We start from the raw sequence: 17517 nt of genomic DNA, 5'->3' as shown, positions 1-17517 counted from the left end.
AATTCAGGGACTGATAATTTGCAGTCTGCTCTTTTTTTCACTTAAAAACAAGCAGGCGAATTGTTTTCTTGGAGTGTTGATCTTACTCATGTCATTAGCTAGCCTCAATCTTTATGGCACATATAAAAACTGGTTCAATTCGAATGTCTTAACCTTTATCACCCAGCTGTTGCCATTGGTGATTGTAATGCCTGTGGGGCCACTAATTTATTTCTATGTGCAGAGTTTCATTGATTCTTCTTTTAAATTCAACGGAACGTTAAAAAAGCATTTTTACCCCTTGATCATTGACCTGGTACCATCTTTATTGCTTATAATATATATTGGAGGGGTGACCACGGGAACGCTGACTAACAATCCTGTGCCCTGGGGAATATTCATTGATAATTATAATGTGTATGCGGATGTACCAAGATGGATATCCGTTAGTTATTATGTTTGGCTATCTGCAAAATATCTTTCCAAAGTAAAAGAACAGGTAAACGTAACCGCTGATCACCGATATTTTGGATGGCTGCATAATTTCATTCGAGTATTCTTGGTTTTCCAAACTATATGGCTTCTTTATTTGATTCCCTACATCATTCCACGATACACTGACTGGATGCTTAATACCTTTGGCTGGTATCCCGTTTTTGTTCCGCTTGCAATACTAATTTACTGGATGGGAATAAAGGGGTATATAATGTCTTATACCATCCGAGATAATGATAAAAAAACAAAAAGCAAAACCATTCTTAATGTTGAAAGTATCAATCCAGCCATTGAAGCACTCAGAAAATCAATGGAAGAGGACAAGGCTTTTCTTGACCCTGCAATTAATCTGACGTTGTTGGCAGAACGCACCGGAATTAGCTCAAGGACGATATCTATGATCGTGAATCAATATTTCCAAAAAAGTTTCAATGAATACATCAATGAATACCGGGTAGAAGAATTCAAGAAAAGAGTTCTTCACCCCGAATTAAGTCATTTTACTATTTCAGGTATCGCTTCCGATTGTGGCTTCAATTCACAGGCAACCTTTCAGCGTACTTTTAAAGATCTCACAGGAATGTCTCCTTCCCAATTCAAAAAATCGGCCTCTAGCTTCAGGCCCGATTGCTAATAATGGATTTTTAGTTCTCAAATCATGATTTGAGCATAGAAAAACAGCAGATTTCTGGTTTTTCACTGGATTTTTGGGCTTAAATTATTATTATGCAATCGTCAGTCTTGGTTCTCTTTATTTCACTTCTATTTATAAACAATCTTCATTCGCAAGTTCATTCACCAGGTATTCCCTCTGTCACTGGAAAACTGGATCGATACATGCAATCAGTCCATAATGCTGGGCGGTTTAACGGTAATGCCCTGGTTGTTTACAGAGGTAATATCGTGTTGCATCGAAGTTATGGTGTAAAGGATACTGCGGCCAAAGTACCGCTGGACACAAATTCGATCTTTCTGATAGCATCTGTCACAAAGACCTTTACGTCAGCAGTAGTTTTCAAGCTAATTGAGGAAGGGAAACTGGATCTGAGAGATAAGGTTAGTAAATACTTGCCAGCCTTTCCAAACGGAGACAGGATTTCAATCAGGAACTTACTTACTCATAGTTCCGGCATAGGAAATATCGACATCGAAGAGACGGATACGATTGCATGGAAACCTTTAAACAAGGAGCAGGTCCTGGCTGCGTTTCAAAATGAGCCTTTGAAGTTTTCACCTGGGAGCTCATTTTCTTATACTAATTCCAACTACTTTCTCCTGGGCTTAATCGTCGAGAAGGCATCCTCTAAAAGTTACTATGATTTAGTAAGACAATACATCCTTCGACCTATGGATATGTTTCACACCGGATTTGACTTTATTAATCTGACTAATCCTGACAAAGCGTCAGGATTTACAATGCTCTCCACTGAAAAACGAGTCCTTGCTCATAATTTAGATTCGACTATTACGCTGGCATCCGGGGATATGTATAGTACAACAGGCGACTTATTGAAATGGGCCAGGGCGGTGAACGATACCCAGTTTTTGAAAAGGCGGTCATGGGATAGTGTATTCAGCGTATTCAAAGAGAACTATGCACATGGTTGGTTAGTTAGAAAATTTGCCGGAAAAAAATGTTATTGGCATTCCGGTGGCACATTTGGCTTCGCTTCTGTTCTTGCACGATTTCCTGACGATGACCTCACAATTATTCTTTTGAGTAACGTCCAAAATAGTTCCAATCAAACACTTCTACCATTTTCCGAGTTGGCGTCGATAACTTTTGGAAACGAGGTCGCTGATTACTCGGAAGAAGTCATTAAGGACATTAACCCGAGGGACTATAGCGTGTACATTGGTACATACTCCATGAAAAGTGACAGGAATCGTAAAATGGTGATTGCAATAAAGAATGGGTATTTGACGGCAACTTTGCCAGGTACAGCTTTACAACTAGAATTTTCTTCAAAAACGAAGTTCTTCTTCAAAAATCTACCGCGTGATATTTTCGGAGAATTTATTGTCGACGGTGGCAAGGTTATCAAATTGATCATGAACCAAGGTGGACAATTTGAATGGGATAAGATCGAGTAAGAGTGAGTTTCAATATTCCGTTATGAAAGCAATTAAGGATTTGTATGCATATAAATTAATTTAGAATTCTTAGTTTGATAATGTGATTCCCTTATACCTGAAACATCGTTGAAGAACGCTTTTTAAAGGGAAACTTTAGATAGCACCAAATAGACTAAAAGTTCACCTGATAAGAAAGGAAGCCATTGAAGCTTTTACAAAAAAATGCTCAAAGCCGGGTGTCATTCGATCAACGGTGTACCAGACTGAAACATACCGAATGAGAAGAACAGCCTGATATGCAGGTTACTTTACCCAGCACGGATTTATTAGGATATGGTTCAAGCAGGGCTGGTTTCGATATTGAGGGCAATAAGTATAGGATGATTCGCAAATATGCTTTTGACGACAAAGCATAACTTCATTTGTATTTTAATTCTTGGTTGATGTAAAACTTAAATGTCTGTAGGACACGATATATAAAATATGCGAATTATGGCCTCCGCATTATCACTTGTTTTTCTTTATGCCTTGGATACGTATAGGATTTCTTGCTGAATGAATCACACCCAGGATAATTATTTCATTTGCTGTGATTTTGTATACAATCAGCCAGGACAAACAAACAGCTCTGCGGTATATCTTTGTTTTAGTAGGTATTTGCTCACATTCCCTGAAAGCAAAAGGGTTTTGTTCAATCTTAGTTATCGTTTGCCAAATAGTTTCGACAACTTTGATTGCATTTAACGGCTGCTGATTGGCAATTGCAATAAAGTCAGAAATGTCCTCAATATCTTGGAAGGCTGAGTTAAGAACTCTTACTTTGCGAGCTTTTTCAGTTGATTTTTCTTTTTGGCCCATTTTGCCTTGGCATCTTTTAAACTCATAGAAGGTCCGTTTTCACGGCTTTCAACCCAATCCTTAAATTCCTTTGTGGTCAATGGCTTACCAGGGAACACCAAGGAATTAAAATTTGGCTTGGCAATGATATTAATAAAGCGCTTTTCCTGAAGGTCTTGCAAAACTTTTAGGGCATTATCGTTAGTGATTTCCAGAGTCAGAGTTTGCATATAACTAAATAATTTACCGTTGTAAAAATAGTAAATTATTTACAGGCTGTGTGTTGTTTTCCTTCTATTGGGGCAGAAACCGACCTGCCAACACGATATTTCTCTGAAATTATAGGATATCTTTAATAGGTCATGAGTTTGCTTTTTCTAAATTTCATTTAGGTTTCTGCTCCCTAGCAAGATAATTGATAAGGCCGTTCTCTATATAGAATTTCACGCTATTTTGCTTTAAAAACCTTTTTTTTCAATTCATTGGCTTGATTTCCATACGCATTGCCTTTTGTAGCATTTCCAGGTTGTTTTTGTTTCGTTCATCATTTTTAATTACCATTTCCCTTAAATCAGGATTAACCTGGTATAAACTATCCGCAACCTCCAGATTGTTCGATTTGAAAAAGCAAATGCAAATGCTTAATACAATATCAGCTTTCGTTTTTAATCAATTCAAATTAATCTGATAATAAAATCCCGGGGCTTACCCGGGATCTTTACTATTTCAAATACTTCTCAAGATTTTTCTTAAAGAAAGCAGCACTATCTGTAACACTCTGCATCGGATCTTTAGCAAAGTTGCCACCCTGTTCTATATAGTAGTATTGTAATCCAGCCTTTGTTGCCTCCGGCAGTATAGTGGTGTAGTCTATGGAGCCGTTACCGAGTTCTGAATAGTCCCGGCTTTTTTTGTCCATGTCTTTTATATGCCACATAACAAAACGGCCAGGCTGTTTGGCTATCAGCTGTGCAGGAGTCAGTTTTGATGAAGGCATAACCCAATACAAATCCAGTTGTAATTTTACCAGCTTAGGATCTGTTTCAGCCATGACAATCTCGTATCCATTCTGTCCACCATGATCGGTAAATTCAAAGTCATGATTATGATAAGCAAATCCGAGACCGGCTTTATTCACCTGTTCCCCGATAGTATTCAGCTTTCCGGTTAATTGTTTGAAATGATCAAGTGTTCTGAATGCAGGATCAAGCCATGGCCAGGTGATGTATTTCTGGCCGAGAGAATGAGCGCCTACAATGCACTGATCAACAAAACGCGCCATTTCATCCGCAGGTTTGTCGAAATACTTTGTGAAATCATAATGTCCGCTGGTGGTGATCATTTTGTTATCTGCTAATAGCTTTTTGAAATCAGCAGACTTCATTCCATAATAGGTACCTTGCACGGCATCATAGCCATAGGTTTCAGAATCTTCATAGCCTATAGCAGATACCTGTTTGATGGTACCCACCACATCTTTCCGCAACGGTTCCCTGATGGTAAAGAGCTGGATGCCCATCTTATACTTCGAAGCCGGCAAACGCCGGAGAGTGTCCATTGCGAATATCGATCCTGGTATCAGCCCGGCTGACAGCGCGATAAAATTGCGGCGGTTAAAAATTGATTTTGGTTTCATGACAAGTTTGATTGCTTCGTTGAGTTAAAGAATAGGTTGCCACGAACTTCAGCTCGCAGCAGGTAGTACCTGGGCTGAAGATAAATAACTTTGGATTCACTATTTCGAACAATCTATAACCAACAAATGACCGCGGACGGAAAGCAAATCAAAACCAGGACTTTCAAAATTGACGCTTTAAACAAACCAGTTTGACGTTTTAAACAAAATGACTTTCTTATGCTGCAGGTAGTTTTGTCTTTAAATTATAAAACTTAAAATTATAAGAGATGAAACTAACAGACAACTACGATGGAGCATTGCAGCAACCCCTTAACTCAGGTTTTGATGCAACAACAAGTGTTCATGATGTTATAAGCGGAATTGATCTTAAAGGCAAAACGGCAATTGTTACCGGGGGTTATGCGGGAATCGGCCTGGAGACCGTGAAAGCCTTTACAAGAGCAGGCGCAAGGGTGATTATCCCTGCCAGGGATATTCAAAAAGCTGCAGCCAACCTGGAAGGAATTCATAACATAACCCTGGAAAAGATGGATCTTATGGACCGGCAATCCATAAACACTTTTGCAGAAAAGTTTCTTAAGACCAATACCCCGCTACATATCCTGGTTAACAATGCCGGTATCATGTGGGTACCACTGCAACGCGATAAACAAGGCTACGAATCCCAGCTTTCTACCAATCACCTGGGCCATTTTCAATTAACAGCAAAGCTCTGGCCATCTCTGAAAAAAGCCGGCAACAGCAGGGTGCTGGCGGTTTCTTCATTCGGTCATCAAATGTCACCTTTCAATTTTGAGGACCCCCTTTTTCTAAACAGGGAATATGAAACATTGCAGGGTTATGGACAATCCAAAACTGCCAATAATCTTTTCGCGGTAGAGCTTGATCATAGAAGTAAAGATTATGGTGTGCGGGCATATTCATTGCATCCGGGTTCGGTAAATGGTACTGATCTTGGTCGTGTAGCTCCTATGGCTTTATTTCAGCAAATGGGTACTCACGATCAAAACGGCAATATTTATCCTGAAGTGGCAGCTAAACTTAAAACAGTGGAGCAAGGAGCTGCTACCACAGTATGGTGCGCAACCAGCAATTTGTTAAATGGAATCGGTGGTGTGTATTGTGAGAATGCAGATGTCGCAGAACTTGATGAAGGCAATATAGAACATAATTACAACGAGCCGAATTCGCTGCGTGGCATTAAACCCTGGTCGGTAAATGCTGAGAATGCAAAAAGATTATGGAGGTTGAGTGAAGAATTGACGGGGATATCATTTCCGGTAAATTGATATCATAGGCTGTTATTGATTTCATACCTTATATCTTCATCAAACAGCTTCCATGTATACTTTTATAAAACCCAGGCATAACTTATCGTAAGCCCCATGCATAAAAAAACCTTGCAACCCTGTACTCGCTAATTTTGTAAATTTGCCAGAATGGATTTCGAAACAAAATATATAAACAAGGATATCAAAATATCTGAATTTACGGGCAGTTCCTATAAAACGGAAGCGATGTTTGAGGATCATCTTCTGGTCTGGTTTATATCAGGTGAAACAAAAATCATCCAGGCAGAAGCCACTTATCATTTCAAGGCTGATGATATATTTCTGATTTCGCGGAATCACCTTGCAACCATTATCAATTACTCTAAAGAAGGCAATTCACACAAGGCGGTTGCCATGCATTTAACCAAAGAAAGATTAAAAAATTATTATTCCAGGCATAAACCGGGTACCAGGGGAAAATCAATCCGATCGATCTATCTTTTTTCAAAACATAAATTGCTTGAAAGCTGTATGGCTTCCCTGGTGCCCTATTTTGATTTGGGGGAAGATCTGCCTGCTGAAATCGCCGATATAAAAATTGAAGAAGCTATCACCATCGTGAGATCCATTGATAAAAACATGGATAGTGTGTTGGCGAATTTCGACGAACCCGGGAAAATTGATCTTGCCGATTTTATGGAACGGAACTTTATGTTCAATATGACTTTTACAAAGTTCGGCTATCTTACCGGCCGGAGTCTTTCAACTTTCAGAAGAGATTTTAAAAAGACCTTCAACTCCACGCCTCAAAAATGGCTGACAAAAAAGCGGCTTGAGCTGGCGCACTATCAAATCGCAGAAAAGCAACAAAAACCTGTGGACGTTTGTTGGGAGGTTGGTTTTGAAAACCTCTCACATTTTTCCTATGCCTTTAAAAGTCATTTTGGTTATCCGCCCCAGTCCCTGATTGCCCGGCCTAAGGTCAACTTCGAACACTTCTCAACAGCACCCTGAATTACCAGTTTTGGGTACTTAAACGGCAGAGCATTCCCTTCAGGACGGAATAATTTAAGGCTTCGCTTGCTCTGACTTTTCAATACTTACTATCCCTACTTTTTCTGTTTTACCTTTCAACAGAATCTTTCCCAATGCTTCTGCGGAAAAGCTTCCATCTAAAAAATCTTGATTTGATTGTATTTTGCCGAACAAAAATTCAGAAGAAAGAAAACTTTTATTGAACTCGTTGCATACACTCTGAATCCTTGAAGCAACGTTTAACGTATCACCATGATAAGCAATTTCCCTTTTTACTTCCCCGATTTCAACAGCAGTAACCTGGCCGGAGTGAACACCTGCCTTAAAATTTGGAACCATGCCATAATTTGCCAGGTAATAATCTGATCTTTTATGAAACTGCTCAACAGTTGCAAAGTAAAACCTGATGCAATAGCTGTTTTTCAGCCCTTCTTTTTCGGCCCAGGTTAGAATTATTTCATCCCCGGCGTACTGGTAAACCTGGGCCCGGTGAGGGAACAACAATTCATTAATATCAAAAAAACAATCCCTGATAAAAGAACTGTATTTCAAATGACCCAACTGCTCAGCAATGGCAGTGGATGATTTCAAATCCATGAACATGAATATCCTTTCCTCTTCTTTAGGAGTACGATATTTCCCCAATAGCAAGGGTAACAGTACTCCCGGTCCATACTTTTTATTTACCTGGTTGATAAAGCTTATCACAAGCGTCATAAAAAAATAATAAATCAACAAGGCATGATAAGTGTATCTCCATGAAAGCTCGTTCAGGGTAATTCCTTGTACATACATCGATGGGGAAATAAACAAATCGAATAGTGAAAACCTTATCAAGGCCACAAGAAGAGTCAGCACTGCCAGTGATCCCAAGGCCTTGATCACGATTACTTTTCCAAGTGATTGTTTCCTGAAAAAGTTTTTTTCGAGATAATGACCTGCCAAGCCAAGAATTAGTCCATACAAAACGCCCAACATTACAGCGATCAATATAACTGGCCCGGACTTTTCAGCTAAAGGAATACTAAATGCCTGGCCAAAAATCCTGAACTGAAGGTCTATTATTGCGACGAGCAGGATATTTGCAACAATCCAAAAATTTATCTGGATAAGTACATAGGTCAAAACAGGAAACCTGGCAGTATATCGTTGTGCCATTACCGTGTACTCAAATTTTTCTTTCATCCGGTCATTTTATTTTCTTCCTGGATTCATGATCACAAATCGGGCTTATGCAAAAGAAAGGTGTTTCTTTTAATTTTTGGAAACTTCCTGTCAGCATTAAATATTCTTTTATCTTTAAAAAAATCGTGAATTTACATACAGCATTGATGTACTATTTTTATCAACCTGGCTAATTATAATATTTAATATTTTTCAGGCTGATTGTTTTCTAAAGAGATTCATATGGGCCATTTACCAAAGCTGATTTCAGATTTAGCACTGATATTGATGGCAGGTGCGTTTATAACGCTGATATTTAAAAAAATCAGGCAACCGCTGGTCCTGGGATACATAATAGCAGGATTTCTTGTAGGTCCGTATTTTCATCTTGTTCCCACTGTTTCAGATTTACAAAATGTTGATACGCTTGCCGAGATAGGCGTCATATTTCTCTTGTTTAGCCTTGGTCTCGAATTTAGCTTTAAGAAGCTGGTACGTGTTGGGGGATCCGCGTCCATTACAGCATTCGTAGAAATAGTCTTTATCACCGTAGCAGGTTATTTCCTTGGTAAATTAATGGGCTGGAGCACAATGGACAGCCTTTTTTTAGGCGGTATGCTTGCCAGTTCTTCAACAACAATTATCCTGCGGGCTTTCGATGAGCTTGGTGTAAAAACAAAACGGTATGCCGGGGTTGTATTCGGTGTATTGATCGTAGAAGATATAGTAGTGATCTTGTTGATGGTATTGCTTTCAACCATGGCAGTTACCAGGCAATTTGAAGGAACAGAAATGATTTTTACTGTTCTAAAACTGTTATTCTTTTTAGCTATCTGGTTTATCGCGGGAATTTTTCTTTTGCCGACTTTTTTAAAAAAGGCAAAAAAATTAATGGACGATGAAAATCTTCTCATCCTTTCCTTAGGGCTTTGTCTTGGGATGGTAGTGTTGGCTACAGTGGTTGGTTTTTCTGCAGAACTCGGCGCTTTTGTAATGGGTTCCATTATAGCTGAAACAACTTCAGCTGAAAAAGTTGAACATTTGATCAAGCCCGTAAAAGATCTGTTTGGGGCTATATTTTTTGTATCAGTGGGAATGATGATTGATCCGAAAGCCATGGTAGAATATGCATGGCCCATTCTTTGGGTTACCCTGCTTACATTGTTCGGAAAATTAATAAGCACTACAATAGGTGCTGTGCTCTCCGGCCAACCATTAAAACAGGCGATCCAGGTCGGTATGAGTATGGCACAAATTGGTGAATTTGCCTTCATAGTTGCAACACTGGGCCTTTCACTTGGCGTTATCTCCCCTTTTCTTTTTCCCATTGCTGTGGGAGCATCAGCTGTTACCACTTTTACGACCCCTTATCTTATAAAATATTCAGAACCATTTTCTGACTTCATAACAAGGCTTCTCCCAGACAAATGGATTCGCCGGCTAAACAGGTATTCATCCGGTACGCAAAGCATACAGGCTGACAGCGACTGGAGGATAGTGCTGAAATCATATATACAGATTTTTATTACCAATGGAATTATCCTGATTGCGTTATTGTTAATTTCAATGAGATTTATTGATCCATTCATACAACAACAAATTGCCAATAAAAACTTGTCTGCAACAATAGCATTATTGGTTTCACTTGGTATCTCTGCCCCTTTCTTCTGGGCATTCATGGCAAAACGGCCAGGTAACCTTGCCTACAGGGAACTTTGGCTTGAGAAAAGGTATAACCGTGGGCCTTTGCTGTTAATAGAAATCCTGAGAAATATTGTTGGTGTTATAGCTATCGGTTTTTGGGTTAACAAGCTCGTTTCTACCCAGGTTGCATTATTATTGGTGGTTCCTTTCACCATTTTAGTCCTGGTTATCTTTTCAAACCGGATTCAAAAATTATATCAGCGTATTGAGGGCCGCTTTATCAATAACCTGAATGCCCGTGAAAATGCAAGCACAAGCAACGATTCTTTAACAGAAAAAATCAGGGATCAGACTACTAAGATGCAATCAGACTTAGCTAGCTGGGATGTACATATTGCAGAAATGGAGGTGAAGCCTGATGCGGATTATATAGGGAAAACATTGGTTGAACTGGGATGGAGAGAAAAATACGGAATAAATATAGGGTACATTAAACGCGGCGACAGGTTAATGCGGGTTCCGGGTAGAAATAACAGGCTTATGCCTTTTGATCATGTTGGGATAATCGCGACGGACGAACAGTTACAATTGTTTAAATCCGTTTTCAATGCAACAGAAGTTTTTGCCCAGGATGATAATGAAGCCGGCGAAATTACTCTTCAAAAAATACTGGTTGATGAGCATACAAAACTGAAGGGTACCGATATAAGAAGTTCTTCCTTACGCGAACGCACCAACGGCCTGGTGGTTGGCATAGAACGCGGTAAAGACAGGATATTAAATCCTGATTCTGCGACCATACTTGAATGGGGAGATATTATCTGGATTGTTGGTGATAAAAAAAAGGTTCAGCAGTTAACACAGGAAAAATAATTAACTATTTATTTATGCATTGAATTGCCTTAGATGATGGTCTGCATGTTTGTAAGCAAAAATTCCGATTTCATCAACGGTCATTCGGCCAAAAAAATCGTGCACAAAATCCGGGTTTGAAAAATGCTCGTATTCGCCAATAAGTTTTATCCAGGTATTTTTCAGCATTTCAATATCCCCCGTTTTGTCCCTGACAATAAAATAGCCGGTGGTTGGCATGTTCTTTTTTATGGGCCGGTCATCCTTCACTTGTGATTTCAAAGCCATTTTTCCAAAAATTAACCCTAACAGACTTTGCTTATATCCTGTCTTCTTTTTCCCTAATACCCATTCGTCCCAGATAGTGCAATGTTTTGCCATTTGGCAAACTTCCATCTTACCCCATTGCCGGACACTGTTTTTGTCAAGAGAGTTAATTCTGTTAATTAATTCATCCCTGTTTGTTTTATCAAATATTGTTTTCATCCTTCGATGTTTTTATTTAGTTTCCTGAAACCTGGTATATATGCCTGTCTACGAATCCTGCCTAAAGATGAGCAGGGCCGGTGACTTTGAATATGTTCTAAAATTAGTACAGGTCTTAAGATCGGCCGCTGTGTTAAAATGACATTCAAAGGTGTATTTTGTGCCATATTTATTTATAATTTCGAAGAGAATATTACTTAAGTAGAAGAGCACAATACTTAAGTAATTGATGAGTATAACACGCTAATAACTATGAAACATATTTCGATCCTGGTTTATGAAGAAGTTGTTTTAACTGCTCTTTCGAGCATTACTTCGCTATTGATAAGTGCTAACGACGCGGTTATCCGCAGAGGCAAAGCTGCTCCTTTCCAGATAGAACTGGTCGGGGTACATTTAAAGAAAGTACAGTTAAAAATGCCAGTGCAATTCGTTTGCAATAAGACCATTTCAGATAAATTTGAAACTGATGTTATTGTAATCCCGCCTACGATCACGAGCCCCGAAGACATAAATGTTTTGTTTTCAAAAAACAACAACCTGATAAGCTGGGTAAAGAAAAAGTATTCCGAAAAAGCACAGATTATAAGTCTTTGCACTGGTGCATATTTTGTTGCAGAAGCGGGTTTGTTAGATGGGATGCCCGCCACGTCTCATTGGGGTGCAATAGAAGATTTACAGATGCGGTATCCTTTGATTGATTTTCAACCTGACCTGGTTGTAACAAATTCAAAAGCCATAATCACCGGCGGAGGAGGTTTTTCATCCCTGAATGCGGTGTTATATTTTATTGAAAAAAACTGCGGTAAAGAAGTTGCAGTGGAGTTAAGCAAGTTTTATGGGCTTGATTATGGACGAACATCGCAAAGCCTGTACAATATGTTTTCAGGACAAAGGCAGCACAACGATCATGAAATCCATAAAGCTCAGACGTATATCGAGAAAAAATTTAAGACCGACATTTCAGTTGAACAGATTGCCGTGAAGGTAAATATGAGCAAGCGTAATTTTATACGTAGGTTTAAAAATGCCACATCATTAAACCCAATAGAATTTATTCAAAAGATAAAAGTGGAAGCAGCAAAAAAAGCATTGGAAGCCGGAGAAACCAATATAGCTTCTGTGACTTATGGAGTAGGTTACAATGATTTGAAAACCTTTAGAACAGTGTTCAAAAAAATAACCGGGTTAACTCCAATTGAGTATAGGAACAAGTATAATGTCTAGACTCTTTTGTAGATTAAAATCATTTTTCAATCCATTTTATTTTTTCAACTGCTGCTAACATCTCATAGAGGATAAACATAAATTGATACCCTGGAAAGACCAGGAAGATTTATGACATCCAGAACAAGTTTATCATTTGGCGAAGGCTCGTGAATATTTTCCAACAGATTAAAAAACTGTAGAGCAACGTATCCATGATGATCAATTTGCAGGGCTGGCAGGGAATTACTTCTTCCAGACAATTAAGTGTGAGATCTATTTGCTGTTGGGTGAATGCCATATTATCAATTGATCATTTTTTTAACGTAAGGTCTTCTTTAGCCGCCCACATTGCAATATCCTGTTTGCTTAAAACAGCAGCCATCAGGTCTGGAAACTTATCCGGGGTGCAGGCAAAAACCGGAATCCCGAGATTAGACAGGAACTGGGCATTACCCTGATCGTACATAGGAGCTCCATCGTCATTTAAAGCCAGCAGCACTATAACCTGCACACCTGCTGCTGCAAGTTCAGCGGCCCTCTTCCGCATACCAGCCTGGTCGCCACCTTCATACAGATCAGTAATCAGCACTAAAACAGTATCAAGTGGCCTGGAAATAATTTGCTGGCTATATGTTAATGCTGCATTGATGTCTGTGCCGCCGCCGAGTTGTACACCGAATAACAATTCAACCGGATCTGTCAGCTCCTCAGTTAAATCGGCTACTGCCGTATCAAACACGATCATCTTTGTCTTAATTGCAGGGATAGATGCCATGACAGCTCCAAAGATTCCGGAATAAACAACCGAGGTACCCATTGAACCGCTTTGATCAATACATAACACTACATCTTTTAATGAAGATCGTTTTCGACCATAGCCGATCCTTGTTTCAGGGATGATGGTTTTGTATTCCTTTTGATAATGTTTAAGATTTTTTTGAATAGTAGCGTGCCAGTTAATCTCATTATGTTTCGGCCTCCGGTTGCGGGCCGATCGGTTAAGGCTACCCGAAATTGCCTGGTGCATTGGTTGTGCTAATTTTCGCATAAGTTCATCCACTACTTTTCTTACAACCTGCCTGGCGGTGTCCTTGGTTTTGTCAGGTATCACCCGGCTGAGCGTCATAAGTGTTGCTACAAGATGAACATCTGCCTCTATGTTTTCCAGCATTTCTTTCTGAAATAACATTTCTGTAAGATTCAATCTTTCCAAAGCATCCTTCTGCATTACCTGCACCACCGTATTGGGAAAAAATGTACGGATATCGCCAAGCCAGCGGCTTACACCGGGTGATGATGGTCCCAGCCCACCTTTGCGGTCGCTATCATATAAGGCTTCCATAGCCTGGTCCATCCTCAGGTCCAGGCCAGTCAAAGAGAACCCGGTACCATCGTGTTGGTGACCTCCCAGTATTAACCGCCATCTGCGTATTTCCTGATCGCTATTCATTTAACTAATTTTATATCCGAACAACTTCAACATAACCGGTATTCCTTTATTTGCTCTTTCCTCGTCGAAGCCTTTTTCAGTCTGTTTTACTTTTGTTATACCACCTGCTTTTGCTTTTTCACCCAACTTTCTTCTTTCAGACTGGGAAAAGTTGGAAAAAGTTCTTCTTAATAAAGGAAGCACCTGGGTGAATACGTCTTCATTTAATTGTTTTATCCACTCATTGATGATAGTCCAGAGATCGTTATCCAGCAATAATAAAGTTCCACTGCCTTTTAAAAATCCTTCGAGCCAGGCAGCCGCTACTGCTGGTGCGTTGGTGGAAGACATGGCTAAATAAAATACCGTGACAAGTTGATCGCCTTCGATCAGTCTCTGATCCGTCAGCAAACGCGTAGCATAACCCGCAATAAGAGGAGATGTATTTTTTCCGCCGGCTATAAGAGATAAAGTTTGTTGCCAGCGTTTATTGATATCTGTTTCCTGGATAAGATTAACCGCATCATTCATTTTGTAAAACAAGTCAAACAAGTGCCTTGCAGCATCTTCATCAATCGCCGTACAGGCCGCAGGGAGGCTGATACAGATCCTGGTAATCATAGAGTTCACTATACCCAGTACGAGGTCTGCATCGGTTTTGCGTACGTTCCCATATCGTATGATGTTAACCAGGCCTGGTATTACTTCCATTAATTGAATAACGTCACCACTTGCTGCTGCCAGGTTATTGATCTGTATACCCAGCACATCAACCGCTTGTGGTAATTCTGCCGGCAGGCCCTCTGTCAGCAATTTACAAACTGCAGACAGTGACTGAACACTCTGAGCTTGTTCGAGCAGGTATTTTGAAGCAGCTTCTTCGGTTGTGTTCCCATAAGTTCCCTTTTCAATTATGTCGATGGAAAAAGCCGGATCCCATTGCAAACGCCATTGTTCTTTAAATGTGCCTTTGCCGGAAACAGTTGTGCTTTTACCCCATTTAATATCCAGTATATGGAGACGATGTAGAAATACACTACGCTCCAGGTCGTTTTCCTTACGAAGGTCTAATGTATAATCTTTCCATTCGGCAGTAACGGGCAGGCGTAAACGTTTTTGTATTCTTTCAATATCGAGTTGTAAAGGTGGTTTTGGAATATCCTCAGGTACCTCTCCTATTTTATCGCTGATGATTAATTCGCGGTTTATAAGTGAGAGCATTACACTTTCACCGTTGCATAACACACTCAGGGTTGCTTCATTCAGTTCTTCGAGTCCCGCCTTATGAAGATTGCGCAAAGAAGCCAGTGACTCAGCTAGTCGGACAGCTTCAATAACATGGGCTACAGAAGTATCCATTTGCTTTTCTCTGAACAGCTTTGCTACTTTTGCCAACCATAAAGTACCATCATCTTTGGGATGATTCCAGACATGTTCGTACCAGCCCGGGGAACTAATACCCGCTCCGTATCCACTCTCATAACTAAGCCGGTTATATGTCCATGGAATCCAGGTACAATCCACCTTTACTTTCGGTAAACCTTTCAGCAGGTCATTATCCTGCTTTTGCGCTGGCATATTAATCAAAGCAGGTGCATGCCAGGCACCGCAAATAACAGCTATATTCTGAAACATTTCTTTCTCAGCCTGCCTGATCATTTTCCTCATGTGTGCTTCTCTCAATTGCTCCAAACGGTCATTTTCCCCGGGATATACCTCGCGCAGAGCCGACATTGCTTCGGTTACAGCAGCAAAAACGTCTTCATTGTTATGCCGGTGTTCGAAGGTTTGATCCCACCATTTCTCCCCATCGGTAAACCCGGCTGTTTCAGCGAGATATGTCATCGGGTCCCTCCTGATTTCAATTATTTCATTTTCCTGGATTTTATTATTACTGAATGCAGCATTGTTTATAGGTGGGATATTTTCTTCCTGTTTTTTTGTCGTTTCATTCTCAAGTGCAAAACGATTGGCTATCGGGAGATCCATGAAACGGACATGAAGATTATTATTCCGTGCATATAATATTGCCTGCCATTCCGGAGAAAATTCTGCAAATGGATAAAACGATGATTGCTGCGGATTATCTGGTTGATAACATAGAATTGCCGCCGGGGGTTTAAGGGATGCATGTGTCGCCCATTGCAATATATCATCAGCTTCAGGCGGACCCTCCACCAGCACTATATCAGGTTTTAGTTCTTTCAGGAATGACTTCACATTCCTTGCCGAACCTGGTCCATGATGCCTGATCCCTAAAATATGTACCGCCATTATTAAACGTTATCCTTTATTGTTTTACCATAAATTAAATTCCCTGGTCGCGGCATGCCCTGTAAACATCCTTCCACTCATCGCGAGGTTTTACAACTGCTTCCAGGTATTCCAGCCACGCAATTCTATCCTGTACCGGATCTTTTATAACTGCTCCAATAATACCCGCAGCCAGGTCATTCGCTTTTAGTTGTCCATCTCCAAAATAAGCTGCCATTGCGAGCCCGCTGTTGACAACAGAGATTGCTTCAGCAGTGCTCAATGATCCCGATGGAATTTTGAGCTTTGTTTTTCCATCAATGGTTACTCCGCTCCGCAATTCACGAAATATGGTAACAATCCGCCTGATCTCTTGCAGAGCAGGTTTCTCGGCTGGCAGTTCCATAATTTTTTCAAAACTTTCTACCCTTCTTCTTACAATATCAATTTCTTCATCCATTGAATCCGGAACTGGCAGAATCACCATATTGAAGCGACGTTTCAAAGCACTTGAGAGTTCGTTCACACCTTTGTCGCGATTATTCGCTGTAGCAATTATGTTGAATCCTTTGATCGCCTGCACTTCGGTGTTCAATTCTGGTACAGGCAAGGATTTTTCTGAAAGAATTGATATCAGTGTATCCTGTACATCAGCTCCAATACGTGTCAACTCTTCAATCCTTACGATTTTCCCTTCCTTCATTCCACGCATAACTGGAGTTTCCACCAATGCTTTTTCAGAAGGTCCTTCAGCCAGCAACCTTGCATAGTTCCATCCATATCTTATGGTTTCTTCGCCGGTTCCGGCTGTACCCTGAATAACCAAAGTGGAATCTCCACTGATTGCAGCAGACAAATGTTCACTGACCCAGCTTTTAGCAGTACCAGGCAAACCATAAAGCAACAAGGCCCTGTCTGTAGCGATTGTAGCTACTGAAATTTCTATCAAACGCCTGTTGCCTATATATTTCGGTGATACTTCAAACCCATTTTTCAATTTACCTCCAAGGAGATAAAGAACGACTGATTGCGGAGACAGTTTCCAGTTTACCGGGCGTTTATTATCATCCTGCTTTTGCAGCTCTTCTAATTCCTGTGCAAATATTTGTTCTGCATGTTGACGTAAGATACCTGACATTAATTATGAT

15 protein-coding genes are annotated in these 17517 nt (G+C 40.1%); 7 read left to right on the top strand and 8 right to left on the bottom strand.

From position 1 onward, the window contains the following. Positions 1-88: 88 nt before the first annotated feature. The 3 genes from VK664_RS26045 to VK664_RS26035 all read left to right on the top strand — a co-directional run bounded on the left by VK664_RS26045 (position 89) and on the right by VK664_RS26035 (position 2966). A complete protein-coding gene (locus VK664_RS26045) occupies positions 89-1108 on the top strand; it encodes a helix-turn-helix domain-containing protein (RefSeq protein ID WP_461401652.1) in 1020 nt (339 codons plus the stop codon). Positions 1109-1311: 203 nt separating this feature from the next. Beyond that, positions 1312-2568, top strand: coding sequence for a serine hydrolase domain-containing protein (locus VK664_RS26040; protein WP_461401651.1), 1257 nt, complete (start codon positions 1312-1314; stop codon positions 2566-2568). 278 nt (positions 2569-2846) lie between these two features. Next, positions 2847-2966, top strand: a complete 120-nt coding sequence (locus VK664_RS26035; RefSeq protein ID WP_461401650.1) for a hypothetical protein — start codon at positions 2847-2849, stop codon at positions 2964-2966. 91 nt (positions 2967-3057) lie between these two features. Here VK664_RS26035 and VK664_RS26030 read toward each other — a convergent pair whose 3' ends face one another. The 3 genes from VK664_RS26030 to VK664_RS26020 all read right to left on the bottom strand — a co-directional run bounded on the left by VK664_RS26030 (position 3058) and on the right by VK664_RS26020 (position 5023). Beyond that, positions 3058-3408 carry a type II toxin-antitoxin system RelE/ParE family toxin gene (locus VK664_RS26030; RefSeq protein WP_461401649.1) on the bottom strand — a complete coding sequence of 117 codons (351 nt, stop codon included), beginning with the start codon at positions 3406-3408 and terminating at the stop codon, positions 3058-3060. Continuing rightward, positions 3366-3617, bottom strand: coding sequence for a hypothetical protein (locus VK664_RS26025; protein ID WP_461401648.1), 252 nt, complete (start codon positions 3615-3617; stop codon positions 3366-3368). Before VK664_RS26025 ends, VK664_RS26030 begins: the two co-directional genes overlap by 43 nt. Before the next feature lie 491 nt (positions 3618-4108). Beyond that, positions 4109-5023 (bottom strand): sugar phosphate isomerase/epimerase family protein, encoded by a 915-nt coding sequence (locus VK664_RS26020; RefSeq protein ID WP_461401647.1) that lies wholly within the window; start codon positions 5021-5023, stop codon positions 4109-4111. Positions 5024-5292: 269 nt separating this feature from the next. Between VK664_RS26020 and VK664_RS26015 the strand changes: the two genes are divergently transcribed. Continuing rightward, entirely contained in the window at positions 5293-6315 is a 1023-nt protein-coding gene (locus VK664_RS26015) for an SDR family NAD(P)-dependent oxidoreductase (RefSeq protein WP_461401646.1), read from the top strand. A 150-nt stretch (positions 6316-6465) separates the two neighbouring features. Then, positions 6466-7311, top strand: a complete 846-nt coding sequence (locus tag VK664_RS26010; protein ID WP_461401645.1) for a helix-turn-helix domain-containing protein — start codon at positions 6466-6468, stop codon at positions 7309-7311. A gap of 54 nt (positions 7312-7365) precedes the next feature. On the opposite strand, the gene VK664_RS26005 is transcribed toward VK664_RS26010, so the two are convergent. Continuing rightward, the gene (locus tag VK664_RS26005) at positions 7366-8517 is read right to left on the bottom strand and encodes an adenylate/guanylate cyclase domain-containing protein (RefSeq protein ID WP_461401644.1); all 1152 of its coding nucleotides are present in this window, start codon (positions 8515-8517) and stop codon (positions 7366-7368) included. 222 nt (positions 8518-8739) lie between these two features. Here VK664_RS26005 and VK664_RS26000 point away from each other — a divergent pair, with 222 nt between their 5' ends. Further along, positions 8740-11013 carry a cation:proton antiporter domain-containing protein gene (locus tag VK664_RS26000; protein ID WP_461401643.1) on the top strand — a complete coding sequence of 758 codons (2274 nt, stop codon included), beginning with the start codon at positions 8740-8742 and terminating at the stop codon, positions 11011-11013. A gap of 12 nt (positions 11014-11025) precedes the next feature. On the opposite strand, the gene VK664_RS25995 is transcribed toward VK664_RS26000, so the two are convergent. Then, complete coding sequence (locus tag VK664_RS25995) at positions 11026-11478, bottom strand: DUF1569 domain-containing protein (protein WP_461401642.1); 453 nt, start codon at positions 11476-11478, stop codon at positions 11026-11028. 252 nt (positions 11479-11730) lie between these two features. On the opposite strand from VK664_RS25995, the gene VK664_RS25990 reads away from it, so the two are divergent. After that, on the top strand, positions 11731-12705 hold the full coding sequence (locus VK664_RS25990; protein WP_461401641.1) for a GlxA family transcriptional regulator: 975 nt from the start codon (positions 11731-11733) through the stop codon (positions 12703-12705). Positions 12706-12997: 292 nt separating this feature from the next. Here the strand turns inward: VK664_RS25990 and VK664_RS25985 are convergent, their stop codons facing one another. Genes VK664_RS25985 through VK664_RS25975 form a run of 3 tightly spaced genes read right to left on the bottom strand, consistent with a single transcriptional unit; the run spans position 12998 to position 17507 of the window. Continuing rightward, positions 12998-14137, bottom strand: coding sequence for a vWA domain-containing protein (locus tag VK664_RS25985; RefSeq protein ID WP_461401640.1), 1140 nt, complete (start codon positions 14135-14137; stop codon positions 12998-13000). Then, a complete protein-coding gene (locus tag VK664_RS25980) occupies positions 14138-16390 on the bottom strand; it encodes a DUF5682 family protein (protein WP_461401639.1) in 2253 nt (750 codons plus the stop codon). It abuts the gene before it with no gap. Positions 16391-16424: 34 nt separating this feature from the next. Next, positions 16425-17507, bottom strand: a complete 1083-nt coding sequence (locus tag VK664_RS25975) for an ATP-binding protein (RefSeq protein WP_461401638.1) — start codon at positions 17505-17507, stop codon at positions 16425-16427. Positions 17508-17517: the final 10 nt, after the last annotated feature.

This window comes from Flavitalea sp., assembly GCF_035489435.1.
Classification (GTDB): Bacteria; Bacteroidota; Bacteroidia; order Chitinophagales; family Chitinophagaceae; genus DATHKG01.
The sequence above is the reverse complement of the archived record's forward strand: the minus strand, read 5'-3'. Positions and strand labels throughout refer to the sequence as shown.

What these genes read in the sequence shown, in the direction of transcription:
- VK664_RS26020 (WP_461401647.1), bottom strand. Translation starts at nt 5,023, where the DNA reads ATGAAACCAAAATCAATTTTTAACCGCCGCAATTTTATCGCGCTGTCA.
- VK664_RS26025 (WP_461401648.1), bottom strand. Translation starts at nt 3,617, where the DNA reads ATGCAAACTCTGACTCTGGAAATCACTAACGATAATGCCCTAAAAGTT.
- VK664_RS26000 (WP_461401643.1), top strand. Translation starts at nt 8,740, where the DNA reads ATGGGCCATTTACCAAAGCTGATTTCAGATTTAGCACTGATATTGATG.
- VK664_RS26015 (WP_461401646.1), top strand. Translation starts at nt 5,293, where the DNA reads ATGAAACTAACAGACAACTACGATGGAGCATTGCAGCAACCCCTTAAC.
- VK664_RS25980 (WP_461401639.1), bottom strand. Translation starts at nt 16,390, where the DNA reads ATGGCGGTACATATTTTAGGGATCAGGCATCATGGACCAGGTTCGGCA.
- VK664_RS25975 (WP_461401638.1), bottom strand. Translation starts at nt 17,507, where the DNA reads ATGTCAGGTATCTTACGTCAACATGCAGAACAAATATTTGCACAGGAA.
- VK664_RS26005 (WP_461401644.1), bottom strand. Translation starts at nt 8,517, where the DNA reads ATGAAAGAAAAATTTGAGTACACGGTAATGGCACAACGATATACTGCC.
- VK664_RS26040 (WP_461401651.1), top strand. Translation starts at nt 1,312, where the DNA reads ATGCAATCAGTCCATAATGCTGGGCGGTTTAACGGTAATGCCCTGGTT.
- VK664_RS26030 (WP_461401649.1), bottom strand. Translation starts at nt 3,408, where the DNA reads ATGGGCCAAAAAGAAAAATCAACTGAAAAAGCTCGCAAAGTAAGAGTT.
- VK664_RS25995 (WP_461401642.1), bottom strand. Translation starts at nt 11,478, where the DNA reads ATGAAAACAATATTTGATAAAACAAACAGGGATGAATTAATTAACAGA.
- VK664_RS26045 (WP_461401652.1), top strand. Translation starts at nt 89, where the DNA reads ATGTCATTAGCTAGCCTCAATCTTTATGGCACATATAAAAACTGGTTC.
- VK664_RS25990 (WP_461401641.1), top strand. Translation starts at nt 11,731, where the DNA reads ATGAAACATATTTCGATCCTGGTTTATGAAGAAGTTGTTTTAACTGCT.
- VK664_RS26035 (WP_461401650.1), top strand. Translation starts at nt 2,847, where the DNA reads ATGCAGGTTACTTTACCCAGCACGGATTTATTAGGATATGGTTCAAGC.
- VK664_RS25985 (WP_461401640.1), bottom strand. Translation starts at nt 14,137, where the DNA reads ATGAATAGCGATCAGGAAATACGCAGATGGCGGTTAATACTGGGAGGT.
- VK664_RS26010 (WP_461401645.1), top strand. Translation starts at nt 6,466, where the DNA reads ATGGATTTCGAAACAAAATATATAAACAAGGATATCAAAATATCTGAA.